Origin of the sequence: Kosakonia sp. H7A (genome assembly GCF_003028445.1) — a bacterium.
Lineage (GTDB): Bacteria > Pseudomonadota > Gammaproteobacteria > Enterobacterales > Enterobacteriaceae > Kosakonia > Kosakonia radicincitans.
Genome location: NZ_PYTZ01000002.1, coordinates 858403 through 872430, shown reverse-complemented (window position 1 = coordinate 872430; position 14028 = coordinate 858403). Strand labels below are relative to the sequence as shown.

The window sequence follows — 14028 nt, the reverse complement described above, 5'->3', positions numbered from 1 at the left end:
TAGCTGACAATACCGCCACCCGCAGCGCATGCGGTCAAGGAGCTTTCATCACTTATGCTAAAACGCCTCTTTTCTCCTATTTCGCTGGTTAACCAACTGGCGCTGCTGATGTTGCTGTCCACCGTTATCGGCGTGGCAGGCATGGCGATCTCCGGCTGGCTGGTACAGGGCGTTCAGGGCAGCGCGCACGCTATCAATAAAGCCGGTTCTCTGCGCATGCAGAGCTATCGCCTGCTGTCAGCGATTCCGCTGCACGAAGACAAGCAGTATCTGTTTGATGAAATGGAACATACCGCATTCAGCCCGGAGCTGGCGCTGGCCGCGCAGCGTGATGGCCAACAGGCGCAGCTTGCCGGGCTACAAAACTACTGGCACAGCATTGTGATCCCCGCCATCCGCCAGGCGCAACAACCCAGTGAAGCCGCAGACATTATCGCCATCTTCGTTGGCAGGATTGATAAACTGGTGACGTCGTTCGATCGCAGCACAGAACAGCGGATTGAACAGGTCATCATCATGCAACATCTGATGGCGCTGTTGATGGCTCTGCTGCTGCTGTTTGCCGTCATCTGGCTGCGTTCAAAACTGCTGCGCCCGTGGCACCAACTGCTGCAAATGGCGCGCGCCGTCAGCCAGCGTGACTTTACCCGCCGCGCCTCGATTAGCGGACGCAATGAAATGGCAACACTTGGTGAGGCGTTGAATAACATGTCCGCTGAGCTGGCGGAAAGTTACGCGGTGCTTGAGCAGCGCGTCAAAGAGAAGACTGCCGGGCTCGAGCAGAAAAACCAGATCCTGTCGTTTTTATGGCAGGCTAACCACCGTCTGCACTCGCGCATTCCGCTATGCGAACGCCTTTCACCGGTGCTTAATGGCTTGCAGGATTTAACCCTGCTGCACGATATCGAACTGCGCGTCTACGACACAGAAGATGAGAACAACCATCAGGAATTTACCTGCCAGTCGGATGCCAGCTGCGATGATAAAGGCTGCCATTTGTGCCCGCGCGGTGTCACAACGCCGCATCCAGGTTCTGGTTCCACGTTAAAATGGCGGCTGGCGGATGCCCATATGCAGTACGGTTTGCTGCTGGCGCAATTGCCCCCAGGCCGGCATTTAAGCCATGACCAGCAGCAACTGGTTGATACGCTGGTGGAACAAATAACCGCGACGCTGGCGCTCGACAGACACCAGGACAAACAGCAGCAGCTCCTGGTAATGGAAGAACGCGCCACCATTGCCCGTGAACTGCACGATTCAATCGCGCAATCCCTCTCCTGTATGAAGATGCAGGTCAGTTGCCTGCAAATGCAGGGCGATGCGTTACCGCAGAACAGCCAGCAGTTGCTGGGCCAGATCCGTAACGAGCTGAATACCTCCTGGGCGCAGTTACGCGAATTGCTGACCACCTTCCGCTTACAATTAACCGAGCCGGGGCTGCGCCCGGCGCTGGAAGCCAGTTGCCAGGAGTACAGCGATCGTTTCGGTTTCCAGGTGCGGCTCGACTATCAGCTTACCCCTCGCCTGGTGCCGCCGCATCAGGCGATCCATCTGTTGCAAATTGCCCGCGAAGCGCTGAGCAATGCACTGAAACACTCCGGCGCAACCGCGGTCAGCGTCGCCGTAGAACAGCAAGAAAACCGGGTGATACTGCGCGTTAGCGATAATGGGCGCGGTATTCAGGTCAATGCTGAAAGGACAAATCATTATGGATTGATCATTATGCGTGACCGCGCGCAAAGCCTGCACGGCGATTGCCAGGTACGCCCCGTTGCCTCCGGCGGGACGGAGGTTATCGTTACGTTCATCCCTGAGACGTTTCTCTCACCCATGCAAGGAGATACCCATGAGTAACCCGCAACCGGCCACTATTTTGCTGATCGACGACCATCCGATGCTGCGAACCGGTGTGAAGCAGTTGATCGGCATGGCGCCCGACATCACCGTGGTCGGCGAAGCCAGCAACGGCGAGCAAGGGATTGAACTGGCGGATGCGCTCGATCCAGACCTGATACTGCTGGATCTCAATATGCCTGGCATGAACGGCCTGGAAACGCTCGATAAACTGCGCGAGAAATCGCTTTCCGGCCGGGTGGTGGTCTTCAGCGTTTCCAACCACGAAGAAGATGTGGTGACCGCACTGAAACGCGGCGCGGATGGCTACCTGTTGAAAGATATGGAGCCGGAAGATTTGCTGAAAGCGTTGCAGCAAGCAGCCGCGGGAGAGATGGTACTCAGCGAAGCGCTCACCCCGGTGCTGGCAGCAAGCCTGCGCGCCAATCGCGCGACCAGCGATCGCGACATCAGCCAGCTCACCCCACGCGAACGCGATATTCTCAAGCTGATTGCGCAGGGCTTGCCGAACAAAATGATTGCCCGCCGTCTCGATATCACCGAGAGCACGGTCAAAGTCCACGTTAAACATATGCTGAAGAAAATGAAGCTGAAATCCCGCGTTGAAGCCGCAGTGTGGGTCCATCAGGAACGCATTTTCTGATCGTTACGGGGCTGGCAGCGACCAGCCTGCGTTAGCGTTATCGTCCGTCATCGGCGGTACCACCGGCTCGGTCAGTTTCAGTTCAATGGTATTTGACGCCACGCGTTGCCCTTTGTCATCTTCCACCAGCGCGGTGAGCGTCCAGTGATTGCTCGCCCCTTCATCGCTATCCCAGCGCGGCATAATCAGCGTCCAGCCATCGGCACTGCGGCCATTCGCTGGCGGCGTCAGGCTAAGCGCCTGCGTATCGCCCTGCCAGCTAATCGAACGCACGCCATGCGTACTGTTGATTTGCAGCTTCAGCGCCACGGTTTCGCCAGGCTGTAAATCCCACGGCGGCGTAGCGAGAAACACCGACAACGTTTTGCGCTGACGATACTCATACACCGGGGTACTGTTGCGCGTTGGGCTGTCGTAACGGCTGCCACGCAGCGAACGGCTGGCGGCCACTTCGCTGGCTGAAAGTTGCTTCCACAACGGAACGCCAAAGCGGTAGTTGAGCTTCAGACCTAAGTCATTCTGGCTCAGACCGCTTTCGCCCTGGCGGTGTTCGGCGGTCAGCGTTACCAGTGGAACCGGGGTATAGTTGAGGCCCACTTTCACCGCTACCGGATTGTGATAACCGGTGCCGGTATCAAACAGATCCACATTCTCACCGAAGTATTGTTCGACGCTAAGGCTGGTATTGAGCTGCTGCCAGAACGGCAATCGCGCCTGCGCCGTCACGTCGTAGCCCCGCGCCATCCGCTGTTGCTGCGTGGCGGTTTGATAATTCCAGCTACTCACGGGCTGGTAGTAGTTGGCGGAGAAACGCAGATACTCCCCCCACGCCTCGGCGCCTAACCCGGCGCGGCTATAGTTGTCATCCAGCAGCGTGTCGTAAAAAGTGTTATAGCCGAGCAACCAGTCGCCTGCTATCCAGCGCTGACCGAGCCCGACATTGCCCACCAGCCCCTGGTCCTGTTGCGTCACCCCTAGCTGCCCCCAACTGAGGTAGCGGTTATTATCCTGCAGAGGCACAAACCAGTCGCCGTGGCTGCCGGTAAAACTGCCCTCGTTATCGACCTTAAAATCGATATTGGCGCTGCCCCAGGGCGACAGCCAGGATTCCACTTTCTGGTTCACCTCATCGCTCACCACATCCCGCAATTGCCCGAAGGCAAACTGGCGCGCCTGTTCTCCCGCAGTTAGCCCGTTATCCGTCATGCTGGCTTCACCGAAGGCTTTGACCATTTCCGCGACGTGTTTTTCCTGCGCGCCATTTTCTGGCGCCATGCCGAGATCCGGCAAACCATCGCCGTCATTATCGAAGGGGTTTTCCGCTTGCTGAACGAAGCTATTTTGTGCGGCATCGACAACATCGCCCGCCAGCAGCAATATCAGGAGAGATGAGACCTTATAATTCATAACACCGTACAGCACTTTGCTGATAATAATCCGCCCAGTTTTGTTGACATGAACCAGTAAGTTTAACGGTTTTGCCTCTGCTGTGCAGGGAGCGGCAAAATACCAGGAAAATCCTTACCCACCCGCTGCGGTGCAACTACAGTTAATGCACCAATGCTGAAAGAGAATCGCCATGAATTGTAAACTGCGCGGAGCGCTCTGTAGCGCGCTGCTGTTGTACGGCGTACAGGTAGACGCCAATGAACTGTTTAACCTGCAATCCCCGGCTTTCGCCGACAATGCGTTGATGGAGAAAAAATTCGCCGGTAACGCCAGCAATAATCCCAACTGTACCGGTGAAAATCAGTCCCCCGCACTGGTGTGGAGTAACCCGCCAGCCAATACAAAAAGTTTTGCCCTGCTGGTTCACGATCCGGAAGGCGCGAACGGGCTGGGGGTGACGCATCTGGTGGCTTACAATATTTCGCCGTCAACGACCGGTTTTGCGCCAAACGATCTGCGCGACGGCAAACATTATACCGGCGGGAAAAATAGCCCCGGTAATCTGCGCTGGCATGGCCCCTGCCCACCGCCTGGCAGCGGCGCGCACCATTACACCTTCACGCTGATTGCCACTTCACTGCCACCAACATTGCCGGAAGGGCTAACCCGCGAGGCGCTGTTAGATAAACTCAAAGGACACGCGCTGGCCGCCAGCGGATTGATCGGCCGCTTCGGACAATAATTTCCTGGTAAACCACTGATTCTGCGCCGTCGTCCTTTCACCGGGGACGGCGGCGCAGTAGCATAAGCCCCGTCCGCACAATGTTATCGAAGGAGTGAAAATGCAAAAGATCGTCATTGTCGCCACCGGCGCGGCTTATGGTAGCGAATCGCTGTTCAGTAGTTTGCGGCTGGCAATCGCCCTCTGTGAAGAAGAAAGCGCGAAGCAGTTGAAAGTGTTTTTAATGTCCGACGCGGTTACGGCTGGTCTGCGCGGGCAAAACCCGGCGGAAGGTTATAACCTGCAACAGATGCTGGAAATTTTGACCGCCCAGGGCGTGGTGGTGAAATTATGCAAAACCTGCACCGATGGACGCGGTATCACCGCCCTGCCGCTGGCAGATGGCGTGGAAATCGGCACGTTGGTGGAACTGGCGCACTGGACGGTGGCCGCGGATAAGGTATTAACTTTTTAATACCTCCGCGAGTTCAATACAATTTTCTTATGAATGACGTTCCGTCATCAAGTTTGCCTGTTGTGTTGCCGATAGCCACTTAAGACAACACAGCAGGTAAGATAATTATGTTTAGATCGATTAAATCCCGCATTATTGCGGCCACGGCGGGATGTCTCGCTATCGCTTTGCTTCTTAACACCATTATTAACTATCAGGTCACTCGCCAGCATAATCAAGAAATTCAACAGGATATCCTTTCCAGCACCAGCGTCAGCCACAGTATTGCCATTGCCGACTGGGTCGCCAGTAAAATGGAGATCATCAACTCGCTGCAAAGCGTTGCCTTAACTGACGATCCGGTGCCCATTTTCACGCAGATGGCGCATGCCGGTGGCTTCACCAATGTGTATATCGGTTACGCCAGCAAAACGGCGAAATTCTCCGATCCGACCGGCGTACCCGCCGATTATGATCCGACGATTCGTCCGTGGTATCAGCAGGTGCTGAAAGCGGATGCACCGGTAGTGACCGCACCGTATGTCGATGCAGGTAGCGGGAAACTGGTGGTCACATTTGCCGTACCGGTGAAAGAGAACGGTACGCTGAAAGGCGTGGTCGCCGGTGATGTTTCGATGGACAGCGTGGTCGCTAACGTACGCGGCATCAATCCATCGCCTAACAGCAGCGGTTTGCTGCTGGACAGCGACGGCACGGTGATTGCCGCGAACAGCGATAAACTGACGCTCAAACCCTTTGCAGAAGCGCTCAGCGGGGTGAGTTTCGCCGAGTTGCGCGCCGGGAAAACCGTCGAAGGCCAGTACGCTGGCGCACAGAAGATACTGCAAGCCACCCCGGTCAAAGGCACCCACTGGCTGCTGACCGTGGCGCTGGACAGCGCAGATTCCACGGCTGGTTTGCAGGCACAGCTCAAAGCGTCCGCCCTGTCGCTGGTCGTGCTGGTACTGGTTGCCGGTGGGGTCATGCACTGGATCGTGTCGACCATGCTTAAACGACTGCTGACGATTCGCGATGCGATGAATGCCATCAGTAACGGCACCGACGATCTTTCCCAGCGTTTACCGGTGGATGGCCATGATGAAGTGACGCAAATCGCCCATGCCTTTAACGCTTTCAGCGATAAATTGTCGGTGGTGATGGTTAAACTGCGTGATTCCAGTCAATCCGTGCAGCAAGCAGCGCAAGAGATTGCTGCGGGTAACCAGGATCTCTCAGGAAGGACTGAACAGGCGGCTTCCAGTCTGCGAGAAACGGCCAGCGCCGTTGAGCAGATCACCGCGTCGGTCGCCCAGTCCACCGATGCTGCCGCTCAGGCTAATCAGCAGGCACATGCGGCATCTGCAGCGGCATCCCGCGGCGGTCAGGTAGTGACGCAGGCGATCACCACCATGCAATCCATTGAAACCGCTTCTGCGAAAATCGGCGACATCACCAGTGTGATTGACGGTATCGCCTTCCAGACGAATATTCTGGCGCTGAATGCCTCCGTCGAAGCGGCACGCGCAGGCGAACAGGGACGCGGGTTTGCCGTGGTCGCCGGTGAAGTACGCAACCTGGCCAGCCGTAGTGCGCAGGCGGCGAAGGAGATCAAAACGCTGATTGATTCGACCACCGAAAGCGTCGCCACCGGTTCACGCTTTGTTCGGCTGGCGGGCGACAGTATGACCGACATTGTTTCCAGCATCGACAGTGTGTCGGTGATCATGCGTGAGATCACCGTCGCCACCAGCGAGCAGATGAAGGGCATTCAGGAAATCAATCATGCGGTTATCGATCTTGACCGGATGGTGCAGCAAAACGCCGAACTGGTGATCCAGTCCGCTTCCGCCGCAGGCGCGCTGCGCTCACAAGCCGGGGAGCTTGCTGAAACTGCCGGACATTTCCGCATTTAATCTTCTTTCGGCGCATTTCACCCACGGTTTTATGCGCCGACATCCCCCCTCGCCAGATAATGTAATTTTTGTTTAATCGCTACGTCATTATTTGATCAAAATCAGCATTAGTTATCCTTCACTTTGGTGTTATTGACTGAGTGAATTGTGAACAGAATCACGCGCGAGAAGTTTTCGTGGCGGAAAGCGTTGTTATAAAACTACGGGGTTGGAAAATGGCGGTGGTAAAAGCAAGTTTGAAATTATTTGGCGGGGATACGATTGTCGTTCGTTGTTCAGCAAATTGTCATATTCATCTGATGAGCGAGAAGAGCAGCGCGGCTAACGCGGAGACCGATATTTTAAGCGTCCAGAACCGCGCAAGCGCCTATCTGGCGGTGCCTTACAGCGGGATCTGGAACGTGCTGATCGATAGCCACAGCCAGTCGCTGGAGCACTCAATCAGCTACGTTGCAGCGTAATCGCTCAACAGACAAAACCAGGTTGCAGGTCCGGGCCTGGTTTTTCTCCCTCCAGCAAGCCACGCACTCTCCCCACCAGCTCATTCAGGCAGTCATCGTGCATGCCGAGTTTAATCAGTTCCTGTTCAAGCGAGAAAAGATACTGCGCATTGGTGCCAAGCGGGCCGCTGGCAGAGGCAATCAACGGGGCGATAGTTTGCGTGCGGGTATCGGATTCGTAGAGTGGATGGCGTGGATCCATAATAAACACCAGCGCGTTAATAACACGGCCATCGTCCAGCGCCAGCTTGCACCAGCTCGGCATATAGCAGCCGGTGATCATTTCGCGTTTCCACAGCAGCGACAGTTCTTCCGTAAGCGTTTCCTGCGGCAGACGGTAAGCGACACCGGTCGTACGGCCGCCCTCTTTCAGCGCCAGCATGCGGCCAGGCTGACAGGCCGTTCCGCGCCCTGCGGTTAAACGCAGGCAAAATGCGCGATGCCAGCCAACCAGCGTTCCGGTGCATGACTCTTCAAATTCCAGCGCCGGGTTCCACATCAGCGAACCGTAGCCGAAAATCCACACTGGCCCCTCATCCGGACGACAAGCGAGCGTCGCTGCCAGCGATGCGGCCCGTTGTTCCGCTGACCATAACAGCGACTCCTCAATGTCGCCAAACGCCGTTTTACAATCGGCTGTTCGCAAGAAATCACGTGTTAACATCTTTTACCTCCGCCACTGCCTGCTTCCCTGCGACTGCTCTACTGCTGTCTTCCCGACAAATGCTGCTTTAAGCGCAGCTTACTACGCACCATATGCAATTCGCAGGCCGCTTGCAATAGCACCAACACATTGAATATGGCTATAAATGGCGAAGTGTAATTATTTCATTGTGTTACTTCTTTTTGTGCCAGCGATCGTCATCGCCTTTTTCATAATCCTGTTTAACGGCCGCCCAGGCCACGCGATGCGCAGTCTCTTCGCGGCTGGCGTCATCGCGCCGATCGGCTTTGTCTTTATACTGCTCCCAGGCGCTATTAAACGCCTCTTTATAAATTTCCTGCGCATGAGCAGGCAGTACATGCTGGACGCTGTCAGGAAGATCGGATTTCTCTTTATAGGGCATGTTTTGGCTCCTTTTGGGCTAAATGAATAAGCCTGGTTGATAATCCCGCCGACTGCCACCACACCATTATTTATTGCGAATAAAAAATCACATCACATTGTTATATAAATATAATTTTCATGAGATATCATTTTTTCAGGCATTAGAATAAAAATGATATCGAGATAGTAAAACTAAGTAAAAACCCGACTGAAACTGGCGATTTTTTGCTATCTTAGGCCGCTGATAATTTTATCTATAATCCACATACACCTGCACTATGACGGAGCATCATAATGACAACAATGCACGAAGCGGTTAAAACCCGCCACAAGGAGACATCCCTCATTTTCCCGGTGCTGGCGCTGGCCGTGCTGCTTTTCTGGGGAAGTTCGCAGTCATTGCCAGTGGTGATTGGCATCAATATTCTGGCGCTGGTCGGTATTCTTTCCAGCGCCTTTAGCGTGGTTCGCCATGCTGACGTACTCGCACACCGCCTGGGCGAGCCCTATGGTTCGCTGATTCTGAGTCTCTCGGTGGTGATCCTCGAAGTGAGCCTGATTTCCGCGCTGATGGCGACAGGCGATGCGGCGCCAACGCTGATGCGCGACACGCTTTACTCTATCATCATGATTGTTACCGGCGGGCTGGTAGGGTTCTCTCTGCTGCTCGGCGGGCGTAAATTCGCCACCCAGTATATGAATCTGTTCGGCATCAAGCAGTATCTCATCGCCCTGTTCCCGCTGGCGGTTATTGTGCTGGTGTTCCCGATGGCGCTGCCGGAGGCCAATTTCACTATTGGTCAGTCGCTGCTGGTGGCATTAATCTCGGCAGCGATGTACGGCGTGTTTTTGCTGATTCAGACCAAAACGCACCAGAGTCTGTTTGTTTACGAGCATGAAGACGAGAGCGACGACGACGATCCGCATCACGGCAAACCGTCTGCACACGGGAATTTGTGGCATACCGTATGGCTGATCGTGCATCTGATTGCAGTGATCGCGGTGACCAAAATGAACGCGAAACCGCTGGAGGCACTGCTGACAGAGATGAATGCGCCCGTCGCGTTTACCGGTTTCCTGGTGGCGCTGCTGATCCTGTCGCCGGAAGGCCTTGGGGCGCTGAAAGCGGTGCTGAATAATCAGGTTCAGCGCGCCATGAATCTGTTTTTTGGTTCGGTGCTGGCAACCATTTCCCTGACGGTCCCGGTCGTTACGCTGATTGCGTGGCTCACTGGTAATCACCTGGTTTTTGGCCTTGGCGCGCCCGAGATGATTGTGATGGTGTCCTCCCTGCTGCTGTGCCAGCTCTCCTTCTCGACCGGCCGTACTAATGTGCTGAACGGCGCGGCGCATATGGCGCTGTTTGCGGCTTACCTGATGACGATATTTGCCTGACGCCCTTTTACCTGGCCGATAAAAAACCCCGCATTTGCGGGGTTTTGTTTTTTTACTCGGTGTCGAGTTCGTCGAAGCTTTTCACCAGATCGTCAATCGCTTTGATCTGCCTGAGGAACGGTTCGAGTTTGTCCAGCGGCAGCGCGGACGGGCCATCGCATTTTGCGTTGTCCGGATCCGGGTGCGCTTCAATAAACAGGCCAGCCAGTCCGGTTGCCATCCCTGCGCGAGCCAGTTCAGTGACCTGCGCACGGCGGCCGCCGGAAGCCGCGCCAAACGGGTCGCGGCATTGCAGTGCGTGGGTGACGTCAAAAATCACCGGCGAGTTATTGGAGACTTTCTTCATCACGCCGAAACCGAGCATATCCACAACCAGGTTGTCATAACCAAAGTTGGCGCCGCGGTCGCAGAGGATCACTTTGTCATTACCGCCTTCATGGAATTTATCCACGATATTGCCCATCTGGCCAGGGCTGACGAACTGCGGTTTTTTCACGTTAATTACCGCGCCGGTTTTCGCCATCGCTTCCACCAGGTCGGTCTGGCGGGCGAGGAATGCCGGAAGCTGAATCACGTCGACCACATCGGCCACCGGCTGCGCCTGGGAAGCTTCATGCACGTCGGTGATCACTTTTACGCCAAAGGTCTGTTTCAGTTCCTGGAAAATTTTCATCCCCTCTTCCAGACCCGGCCCGCGATAGGACTTGATGGAAGAACGGTTGGCTTTATCAAAAGAGGCTTTGAACACATACGGAATGCCCAGTTTCTGGGTCACAGTCACGTAGTGTTCGCAAATGCGCATCGCCAGATCGCGGGATTCCAGCACGTTCATACCACCAAACAGCACAAACGGCAGGTCGTTCGCAACGTTAATGTCGCCAATGCTGACCACTTTTTGTTTCATAAAATCGCCTTATCAAGTGTGAATCGGAACTTACTTTTAATGCAGGGTAATCTGTTTGTGCGAAATCGTGTTGATTTGCGCGCGGATCATCTCGCTAATCGGATCCTCCGGACACTGCTCGACGAAGTAACTCAGGTCGTGCAGCGCCACATGATCGCAATCAAGCTGGGCGTAAATCAGCCCGCGGTCACGGATTTCATAGGGATCTTCCGGATTAAACTGTAACAGCGCTTCACTGGCGCGCAATGCCAGCTCCATCTGTTGCTCTTCCATCAGCGCTGACTTTAAGGTATCCAGCAGCTTGCGGATCACTTCAGCGTTGTCGGCTTCATCCAGATCTTCGTTAAACAGCTCAGCGACCGGGCTGATATTGCCCTTCAGCCAGACTTCGAGCGTATGCTCGTCCAGCGTGTCGCCATTAAACGGGTTAATGAGCCACATTTCGCCGTCCAGCCACTCGGCACGCAGGATCAGCTGCGTCGGGAAAATGACCGGCGTCAGCGGAATGTCGAGACGCCCGGCGACCCACAATAAAATCGCCCCCAGAGAGACGGCGCTTCCCTGACGATTTTCCAGCACTTTATCCAGCCACAGTGCATCAGACAGACGGTAAACCCCACGCGTGTCTTTAAAACCCCATTCGCCGTAAAACAACTCAATGAGCTTTTCCAGCTGCCAGTCCTGAGGCTTCGCCTGACTTATTTCCTCTCGCGCCAGGCTCAGCAGACGCTCCAGCTCTTCATGCACGTACAATGAAGGAAAATCATCGCGAATCAGCTCTGAAACAAGGATCATCCCGTCGCATAATGGCGCGTTGTTAAATTCGAAATCAGCTAACGACCTCATTTCTTACCCCAGTATCGGTACTTTTGTGGCGGCGAGTTTAATGATGATGTACAGCACCACCAGCCCCAGCATAAAGGCGATAAAACCCGTTTGCTGGCTGCGCGGACGATGTCGTCCAAGCGCGATAAAACCCAAAACGATGTAGATGATAACGCCAAACAGCTTTTCAGTCAGCCATGCGCCTTTAACAGTAAAAGGTAAATAGCCCGTTACCCACATCAACCCGCCACCGCTTAACAGCAATAGGCTGTCGACCACATGCGGCACCACCCGCACCCAGCGGGCCTGCGCGCGTGGGTTGTTCGCCCAGCTCCACCAGTAGCGTAAAACGAACAGGCTAATGGTCAACGCAACGCAGGTCAAATGCAATGTAATCAGTATGTTAAAGGCGTGCATCGCGCATTACTCCTGTAAAGGCCGCTTTCCCAGCGTCAGCCGCTCATTACCGCCATAATCCCGGCAGGTTTCCACTTCCTGCCAGCCATATTGTGAAAACAGCGCACGCACCGCCGCGCCCTGCTGCCAGCCATGTTCCAGCAGCAGCCAGCCACCCGGCTGCAGAAAGCGTCGCGCGTCGCAAATGATGGTCTGTAAATCGGCGAGACCATGATCGGCCGCCACCAGCGCGCTCAGCGGTTCAAAACGGACATCGCCCTGCGCGAGATGCGGATCCTGCTCGTCAATATAGGGAGGATTGCTGACAATCATGGCGAACTGCTGCCCTGCAAGCGCACTGAACCAACGACTTTGCAGGATATTGACGTTGGTAATCGCCAGGTGTTCCGCATTGCGTTGCGCCAGTGCTACCGCTTCAGCAACCACATCGACGGCAGTAACGTGGCAATCCGGCCGTTCGCTGGCCAGCGCCAGCGCGATCGCGCCGGTGCCGGTACCCAGATCGAGAATGCGACACGGCGAAGCGGGAAGACGGTTTAACGCCTGCTCAACCAGGCACTCCGTGTCCGGGCGCGGGATCAGCGTCGCCGGAGAAACAAACAGCGGCAGCGACCAGAATTCGCGCTCACCGACCAGATGCGCCACCGGTTCGCCAAGCGCACGTCGTGCCAGCAGCGCATCCAGTTGCTGCTGCTGTTCCGCCGTAAGCACCGTTTCACCAAAAGCGAGAATGAAGGTGCGCGTTTTGCCGGTTACAAACCCCAGCAGAATTTCAGCGTCGCGGCGCGGGCTTTCGCTCGTCTGCAACTGGCTTATCGCCGTACGCAACCACTGTTGATAGTCCATTATTCCTGCTCGGAAAGCGCCGCCAGTTGATCGGCCTGGTATTCCTGCACAATCGGCTCGATCAGCATATCGAGCTTGCCTTCCATCACCTCATCAAGACGGTAGAGCGTCAAGTTGATGCGGTGATCGGTAACGCGCCCCTGCGGAAAATTGTATGTGCGGTTGCGATCGCTGCGATCGCCGCTGCCCAGCAGATTGCGGCGGGTTGATGCTTCCGCCTGCTGGCGTTTCGCCATCTCTGCCGCGTGGATACGCGCGCCCAGCACCGACATCGCTTTGGCTTTGTTTTTATGCTGTGAACGTTCGTCCTGGCATTCGACCACAATCCCCGTCGGCAGGTGGGTAATACGGATTGCCGAGTCGGTGGTGTTAACGTGCTGGCCGCCCGCGCCGGAGGAGCGGAAAGTATCAATACGCAGATCCGCCGGGTTGATATCCGGCAACTCAGCTTCAGGTAGCTCCGGCATGACGGCAACAGTACAGGCTGAAGTGTGAATACGCCCCTGTGATTCGGTCGCCGGGACGCGCTGCACGCGATGGCCGCCCGATTCAAACTTCAGACGCCCGTAGACGCCTTCGCCGCTGATTTTGGCGATCACTTCTTTATAGCCGCCATGTTCGCCTTCGTTAGCGCTCATGATCTCCACGCGCCAGCGGCGGGCTTCCGCGTAGCGGCTGTACATGCGGAACAGATCGCCGGCAAATAATGCTGCTTCGTCACCGCCCGTACCCGCGCGCACTTCAACGAAGGCATTGCGTTCGTCATCCGGATCTTTCGGCAAGAGTAAAACCTGTAAATGCTGCTCCAGTTGCTCACTTTTCTCTTTCGCATCGCGCAACTCTTCCTGCGCCATTTCACGCATTTCCGGGTCGTCGAGCATCATCTGTGCCGTTTCAATATCTTCCTGAACCTTTTGCCAGTCAGTAAAACAGCGCGACACATCGCTTAGCTGCGCATATTCCCGCGACAGCGCACGGAAACGATCCTGGTCGGCAATAGTTTGCGCATCACCCAGCAGCGCCTGAACTTCTTCATGGCGTTCATGCAGGGCTTCCAGTTTGGCAACGATAGAAGGCTTCATAGGCGTAAATGCACCTTTTAATAATCAGAGAGTGGTG

15 protein-coding genes are annotated in these 14028 nt (G+C 55.4%); 7 read left to right on the top strand and 8 right to left on the bottom strand.

Annotated elements, in window-relative coordinates; all coding sequences use genetic code 11:
- Positions 1–54 precede the first annotated feature (54 nt).
- The gene (narX, locus tag CWM66_RS12110) at positions 55–1854 is read left to right on the top strand and encodes a nitrate/nitrite two-component system sensor histidine kinase NarX (RefSeq protein ID WP_107146700.1); all 1800 of its coding nucleotides are present in this window, start codon (positions 55–57) and stop codon (positions 1852–1854) included.
- Positions 1847–2497 carry a two-component system response regulator NarL gene (gene narL / locus CWM66_RS12105; protein WP_035889835.1) on the top strand — a complete coding sequence of 217 codons (651 nt, stop codon included), beginning with the start codon at positions 1847–1849 and terminating at the stop codon, positions 2495–2497. The genes narX and narL overlap by 8 nt, the downstream gene beginning before the upstream one ends.
- Before the next feature lie 3 nt (positions 2498–2500).
- Here narL and CWM66_RS12100 read toward each other — a convergent pair whose 3' ends face one another.
- Positions 2501–3904 carry a YchO/YchP family invasin gene (locus CWM66_RS12100; RefSeq protein ID WP_090396735.1) on the bottom strand — a complete coding sequence of 468 codons (1404 nt, stop codon included), beginning with the start codon at positions 3902–3904 and terminating at the stop codon, positions 2501–2503.
- A gap of 172 nt (positions 3905–4076) precedes the next feature.
- Between CWM66_RS12100 and CWM66_RS12095 the strand changes: the two genes are divergently transcribed.
- From CWM66_RS12095 to CWM66_RS12080, 4 genes are all read left to right on the top strand, one after another.
- On the top strand, positions 4077–4628 hold the full coding sequence (locus tag CWM66_RS12095; protein ID WP_071920893.1) for a YbhB/YbcL family Raf kinase inhibitor-like protein: 552 nt from the start codon (positions 4077–4079) through the stop codon (positions 4626–4628).
- Between the two features lie 100 nt (positions 4629–4728).
- Positions 4729–5082, top strand: coding sequence for a DsrE/DsrF/TusD sulfur relay family protein (locus CWM66_RS12090; protein ID WP_007371869.1), 354 nt, complete (start codon positions 4729–4731; stop codon positions 5080–5082).
- Between the two features lie 107 nt (positions 5083–5189).
- On the top strand, positions 5190–6974 hold the full coding sequence (locus tag CWM66_RS12085; protein ID WP_007371868.1) for a methyl-accepting chemotaxis protein: 1785 nt from the start codon (positions 5190–5192) through the stop codon (positions 6972–6974).
- Positions 6975–7189: 215 nt separating this feature from the next.
- The gene (locus tag CWM66_RS12080; RefSeq protein WP_007371867.1) at positions 7190–7435 is read left to right on the top strand and encodes a DUF1883 domain-containing protein; all 246 of its coding nucleotides are present in this window, start codon (positions 7190–7192) and stop codon (positions 7433–7435) included.
- Between the two features lie 4 nt (positions 7436–7439).
- On the opposite strand, the gene CWM66_RS12075 is transcribed toward CWM66_RS12080, so the two are convergent.
- Together CWM66_RS12075 and chaB are read right to left on the bottom strand one after the other, a co-directional pair.
- The gene (locus tag CWM66_RS12075) at positions 7440–8138 is read right to left on the bottom strand and encodes a gamma-glutamylcyclotransferase (RefSeq protein WP_007371866.1); all 699 of its coding nucleotides are present in this window, start codon (positions 8136–8138) and stop codon (positions 7440–7442) included.
- Between the two features lie 172 nt (positions 8139–8310).
- Positions 8311–8541: a putative cation transport regulator ChaB gene (gene chaB / locus CWM66_RS12070; RefSeq protein WP_007371865.1), complete on the bottom strand. Its 231-nt coding sequence runs from the start codon at positions 8539–8541 to the stop codon at positions 8311–8313.
- A 275-nt stretch (positions 8542–8816) separates the two neighbouring features.
- On the opposite strand from chaB, the gene chaA reads away from it, so the two are divergent.
- A complete protein-coding gene (chaA, locus tag CWM66_RS12065; protein WP_090396733.1) occupies positions 8817–9917 on the top strand; it encodes a sodium-potassium/proton antiporter ChaA in 1101 nt (366 codons plus the stop codon).
- Between the two features lie 52 nt (positions 9918–9969).
- Here the strand turns inward: chaA and kdsA are convergent, their stop codons facing one another.
- The 5 genes from kdsA to prfA are packed head-to-tail and all read right to left on the bottom strand — an operon-like array spanning position 9970 to position 13991.
- On the bottom strand, positions 9970–10821 hold the full coding sequence (gene kdsA / locus CWM66_RS12060; RefSeq protein ID WP_007371863.1) for a 3-deoxy-8-phosphooctulonate synthase: 852 nt from the start codon (positions 10819–10821) through the stop codon (positions 9970–9972).
- Between the two features lie 36 nt (positions 10822–10857).
- On the bottom strand, positions 10858–11667 hold the full coding sequence (sirB1, locus tag CWM66_RS12055; protein ID WP_007371862.1) for an invasion regulator SirB1: 810 nt from the start codon (positions 11665–11667) through the stop codon (positions 10858–10860).
- A 3-nt stretch (positions 11668–11670) separates the two neighbouring features.
- A complete protein-coding gene (sirB2, locus tag CWM66_RS12050) occupies positions 11671–12063 on the bottom strand; it encodes an invasion regulator SirB2 (protein WP_079517838.1) in 393 nt (130 codons plus the stop codon).
- A gap of 6 nt (positions 12064–12069) precedes the next feature.
- On the bottom strand, positions 12070–12909 hold the full coding sequence (gene prmC / locus CWM66_RS12045) for a peptide chain release factor N(5)-glutamine methyltransferase (RefSeq protein WP_035889844.1): 840 nt from the start codon (positions 12907–12909) through the stop codon (positions 12070–12072).
- The gene (gene prfA, locus CWM66_RS12040) at positions 12909–13991 is read right to left on the bottom strand and encodes a peptide chain release factor 1 (RefSeq protein ID WP_007371859.1); all 1083 of its coding nucleotides are present in this window, start codon (positions 13989–13991) and stop codon (positions 12909–12911) included. Before prfA ends, prmC begins: the two co-directional genes overlap by 1 nt.
- Positions 13992–14028: the final 37 nt, after the last annotated feature.

Coding starts and splice junctions, on each gene's coding strand:
- narX (WP_107146700.1), top strand. CDS start 55: ATGCTAAAACGCCTCTTTTCTCCTATTTCGCTGGTTAACCAACTGGCG.
- narL (WP_035889835.1), top strand. CDS start 1,847: ATGAGTAACCCGCAACCGGCCACTATTTTGCTGATCGACGACCATCCG.
- CWM66_RS12100 (WP_090396735.1), bottom strand. CDS start 3,904: ATGAATTATAAGGTCTCATCTCTCCTGATATTGCTGCTGGCGGGCGAT.
- CWM66_RS12095 (WP_071920893.1), top strand. CDS start 4,077: ATGAATTGTAAACTGCGCGGAGCGCTCTGTAGCGCGCTGCTGTTGTAC.
- CWM66_RS12090 (WP_007371869.1), top strand. CDS start 4,729: ATGCAAAAGATCGTCATTGTCGCCACCGGCGCGGCTTATGGTAGCGAA.
- CWM66_RS12085 (WP_007371868.1), top strand. CDS start 5,190: ATGTTTAGATCGATTAAATCCCGCATTATTGCGGCCACGGCGGGATGT.
- CWM66_RS12080 (WP_007371867.1), top strand. CDS start 7,190: ATGGCGGTGGTAAAAGCAAGTTTGAAATTATTTGGCGGGGATACGATT.
- CWM66_RS12075 (WP_007371866.1), bottom strand. CDS start 8,138: ATGTTAACACGTGATTTCTTGCGAACAGCCGATTGTAAAACGGCGTTT.
- chaB (WP_007371865.1), bottom strand. CDS start 8,541: ATGCCCTATAAAGAGAAATCCGATCTTCCTGACAGCGTCCAGCATGTA.
- chaA (WP_090396733.1), top strand. CDS start 8,817: ATGACAACAATGCACGAAGCGGTTAAAACCCGCCACAAGGAGACATCC.
- kdsA (WP_007371863.1), bottom strand. CDS start 10,821: ATGAAACAAAAAGTGGTCAGCATTGGCGACATTAACGTTGCGAACGAC.
- sirB1 (WP_007371862.1), bottom strand. CDS start 11,667: ATGAGGTCGTTAGCTGATTTCGAATTTAACAACGCGCCATTATGCGAC.
- sirB2 (WP_079517838.1), bottom strand. CDS start 12,063: ATGCACGCCTTTAACATACTGATTACATTGCATTTGACCTGCGTTGCG.
- prmC (WP_035889844.1), bottom strand. CDS start 12,909: ATGGACTATCAACAGTGGTTGCGTACGGCGATAAGCCAGTTGCAGACG.
- prfA (WP_007371859.1), bottom strand. CDS start 13,991: ATGAAGCCTTCTATCGTTGCCAAACTGGAAGCCCTGCATGAACGCCAT.